The sequence below is a fragment of the Bacillus sp. C30 genome (assembly GCF_040838255.1).
GTDB classification, from domain to species: Bacteria; Bacillota; Bacilli; order Bacillales; family Bacillaceae_G; genus Bacillus_A; species Bacillus_A mycoides.
Genome location: NZ_JBFPJH010000324.1, coordinates 1 through 3,608 on the forward strand (window position 1 = coordinate 1; position 3,608 = coordinate 3,608).

3 protein-coding genes and 1 pseudogene are annotated in these 3,608 nt (G+C 35.0%); all 4 read right to left on the minus strand.

The window, feature by feature from the left end; translation table 11 throughout:
- Window positions 1-1,077, minus strand: a 1,077-nt coding sequence (aceA, locus tag AB3X49_RS19470; protein WP_367964145.1) for an isocitrate lyase, incomplete at its 3' end; no start/stop codon positions are given.
- A 420-nt stretch (window positions 1,078-1,497) separates the two neighbouring features.
- On the minus strand, window positions 1,498-1,956 hold the full coding sequence (locus AB3X49_RS19475; protein ID WP_367964147.1) for a CcdC protein domain-containing protein: 459 nt from the start codon (window positions 1,954-1,956) through the stop codon (window positions 1,498-1,500).
- A gap of 100 nt (window positions 1,957-2,056) precedes the next feature.
- Window positions 2,057-2,725: a response regulator gene (locus tag AB3X49_RS19480; RefSeq protein ID WP_367964150.1), complete on the minus strand. Its 669-nt coding sequence runs from the start codon at window positions 2,723-2,725 to the stop codon at window positions 2,057-2,059.
- Window positions 2,722-3,534: pseudogene (locus AB3X49_RS19485) on the minus strand (sensor histidine kinase); the annotation flags it as partial. The gene AB3X49_RS19480 and the pseudogene AB3X49_RS19485, both read right to left, overlap by 4 nt.
- Between the last annotated feature and the right edge of the window lie 74 nt (window positions 3,535-3,608).

The following is a 3,608-nucleotide window of genomic DNA, read 5'->3' on the forward strand; positions in this document are numbered from 1 at the left end:
GCCGCGTGCTAATTCGAACATACTGTGGTTTAACGAATGGAATCCTGCAAGTGTTACAAATTGGAGTTTGTAACCATATGATGCCATTTCTTTTTGAAAGTTTTCAATTGTTTTTTGATCTAATTTTTGTTTCCAATTAAACGACGGTGAACAGTTATATGCGAGTAACTTTCCTGGGTATCTCTTATGAATTGCTTCTGCAAAACGCTTCGCATCTTCTAAATTTGGTTCAGACGTTTCACACCAAATAAGATCTGCGTACGGTGCATATGCTAGGCCACGTGCAATTGCTTGATTGAGCCCCGCTTTTGTACGATAAAAACCTTCCGTTGTTCTTTCTCCTGTAATAAATTCTTGATCAATTGGATCAATGTCGCTCGTAATTAAATCTGCTGCATCTGCATCTGTTCTTGCCACGATTACTGTCGACACGCCCATAACATCCGCAGCTAAACGAGCAGAAATTAAATTACGTACCGCCGTTTGTGTCGGTAATAATACTTTTCCACCTAAATGTCCGCATTTCTTTTCTGAAGACAACTGATCTTCAAAATGTACACCTGCTGCACCTGCTTCAATCATTCCTTTCATTAATTCAAATACGTTTAATTGCCCACCAAAACCAGCTTCTGCATCTGCAACAATTGGTACGAAATAATCTATATCACTGCCACCTTCCATATGCTGAATTTGATCAGCACGTTGCAACGTTTGATTGATTCTTTTTACAACAGCGGGCACACTATTCACTGGATATAAACTTTGGTCTGGATACATATGTCCAGATAAATTGGCATCAGCAGCTACTTGCCAACCACTTACACAAATTGCTTTTAAACCTGCTTTCACTTGCTGCATTGCTTGATTTCCTGTTAATGCACCAAGCGCATTGATGTAGTCTTCTATATGAAGCGATTGCCAAAGTTTTTCTGCACCGTGGCGTGCTAGTGTATGTTCAATATCGATAGATCCTCGAAGACGAATAACATCTTCGGCACAATACGGGCGTTTTACCCCTTTCCAACGTTTATCTAACTCCCAATTTTCTTGTAATTGTTGAATTCTTTCGTTTTTCATTTCTTCCATCTCCTCGTATGTTATTTTTCAGTTATTCTTCCGAGTAACTATTGCACTAAATATTTTCTTGGCCGCCTGAGTATATTCCTGGATAATAAAGATAAGAATCAACGCTTTCTTTTATTTGTTCTTGGAAGAAAGATGCTAATATTTATTTTCCTGTTGAACAAATCCTATTTCTCTAGCTAATTTATCCAAGATATGTGATGACATATGTCGGGGGAATTTCTCAGTAAACAATTGTAGTTCATTTTGAATAGAAAGAGTCATAAAAAATGTTATGCTCTCTGTAGGAATATACAGAGAGCATAACATTTTTTCATTTTGGGGGAACAATGAGTTTCTTAACTTGATGGCAATGTGTTGATGTTAGAAAAACACTGAAATTTGCTATACTACAAAAATTAGCCTTAGCAATACTTAATGTTTTGAATGCATCAAACTTTTTGCTTTTAAGTATAGAATCACTTTTCTTATACACTCACTCGCCGCAATAAAGCAAAAAATACCATTCGTTACTAAACCTAGCGCATACTGACTTGAACCTTTAAAAATATACGTTACAATAAAACGTAAAATAAATACAACAATCCATATACCTAAGGCGATATAAGAATTTTTAGCATAAACCTTCCCATTATTTTTATCGATTCGTATTATAGTTGTAGAACCACGCATAGCTCCTACAATTCCTCCAAAAGCAAGTAATACTACAAATAGACCTGTTTCTATTAATACGAGATCGTTAAATACATGAGTAAATGTATAGTATGCGATTAATACAGGAGCAATCCACATTCGTTGAACTTTCAATTCCCTTTCTTTTAGTTGAAGGAGAATTATAAGAATTAAAATAATAAGACCAGTTGTATTATCCATGCTATACTCTCTTTCTTTTTTATTATGATCTGTTTAATTTCAATTAGAAAAACACTATGTTAATTTAAAATTTTATTCTTTTTACTACATACAGCAGATATCACTTTACAATTTTTTTTCGAATTGCCATTACAGCTGCTTGTGTACGATCTGTTACACCTAGTTTTTGAAGAATATTATGGATATGAGTTTTGACTGTCCCTTCGGAAACATAAAGGATTTTAGCTATTTCATGGTTTTGTTTTCCATAAGCTAATAATTGTAAAACATCAATCTCCCGCTTAGTTAGAGTTTCCGTATATTCAAGTTCTTCGCCAGCTAAATTATAATCATTATTATCGTGTTTTATAAATTGTGTAAAAGCTTGATTTGCTGTCTTGCTATTATAAATCATTGCCCCTCTATTCATAGATCGAATACTATCTAGCATTTCCTCCGTTTCAGTATCTTTTAATATATAACCCACTGCACCAGCTCGAATACCATCTAAGACATATTGTTGTACATCAAATGTTGTTAATAGGACAACCTTTGTGTTTGGTAATATACTCATAATGTTTTTAGTAGCCCAAATGCCTGATAAGTCAGGCATTTGAATGTCCATAATTACCATATCTGGTGCAGTTTCTAAAGCCACTTTAATTGCTTCCTTACCGTCTTTACATTCCCCTACTATCTCCATGTCATCTTGCATTTCAATAATATAGCATAGGCCTTTTCGAACAAATGGTTCATCATCAGCTAGCACAATACGAATCTTTTCTGTCATACTTCTCCTCCATTTTTCTGAATTGGAATAGTGGCTTCAACTCGAAGTCCTTTTGGTTCATTTAGAAAAAAGGAACAATTACCTCCAACTGATTTACAGCGTTTTATCATACCATTGAGTCCAAAGCCATATTTTAATGGCTTATCCCCTGTATATATACCATTATCATCAATTGTGAGTTTTACTACTCCGTCTATTTCTGTTACGTTTACAATAACAGAATCTGCATTAGAATGTCGTAAGACATTAGTTAAAGACTCTTGTAGAATGCGATACAGAATTGTACTTTCCTCCATCGTCCACTCTGTTATATTTCCAGCTTGAATGAACTCAATTTGTAATAAAGAATTCGCTTGAACCTGTGAAATCAATCCTTTTAATGAAGTAAGCCCGAGATCTTTTTCATCACTTGTCCATTCCTTAACAGCGACGCGGATTTCTTCCATTCCTTTTCGTGCCACCTTTAAAAGTTCTTCAACATGATCTTGGGCATCAGCAGGATTTTTCCTTAAGATAATCTTAAGAACCTGTAATTGAATAATAAGTGAGGTCATTTGATGTCCAAGTCCATCATGAATCTCTCTTGCTAATTTTGTTCTTTCCGTAAAAGCTGCATATCGCATAGAAAATACCGTTGTTTCTTGTAGTTCAGCATGTGCTTCGTCTAATTCTTTTAGTTGTTTTTGATTTTTTTGATATGCGTCTCTTAGCTTGGATGTACTTCGGATCGAGACATAGAGGCCGATAATAATTAATGCTTCTTGATAAGGAAACGTATTCGCATGTATAAATAGAATAATAACTATCCCTTATACACATCTCCGAGCCCACGAGACATCTCAGGATATCGTACGCCGTCTTCTGCTTGAAAAAAAAAATCGTA